This is a genomic window from Anaerobacillus sp. 1_MG-2023 (genome assembly GCF_030547345.1).
Classification (GTDB): Bacteria; Bacillota; Bacilli; order Bacillales; family Guptibacillaceae; genus Guptibacillus; species Guptibacillus hwajinpoensis_B.
Window position 1 is genome coordinate 1 of the sequence record NZ_JAUORD010000176.1, and the last position, 251, is coordinate 251.

At 53.0% G+C, this 251-nt stretch carries 1 protein-coding gene; it reads right to left on the reverse strand.

Annotated features, from left to right (window positions below):
- Positions 1–251 (reverse strand): class I SAM-dependent methyltransferase (locus Q4550_RS23755; protein WP_303536721.1); only part of this gene is annotated, 251 nt, incomplete at both ends.

A 251-nucleotide genomic window follows, 5' to 3' on the forward strand; every position in this document is an offset into this window, starting at 1 on the left:
GCCATAGGACGACAGCGGTACTGTATCCCGATGACTTCGGCCTGGGGCAGAGTGGCGATCAGCCAACGTGACAACTGCTCGATCCAGCCGTCTGCCGGCTCCCGATAGACAGTCACCAGCAGCAGAGGAGCATACCAATCGATATTGATGTGTTCGAAACCGGGTTCACTATGACCCCGGCCATGAAACAAGCGCTGGGCTTCTTTTGATACTGGCAAACGAAAATCAGGAATCATAAAGGCTGTTTTATC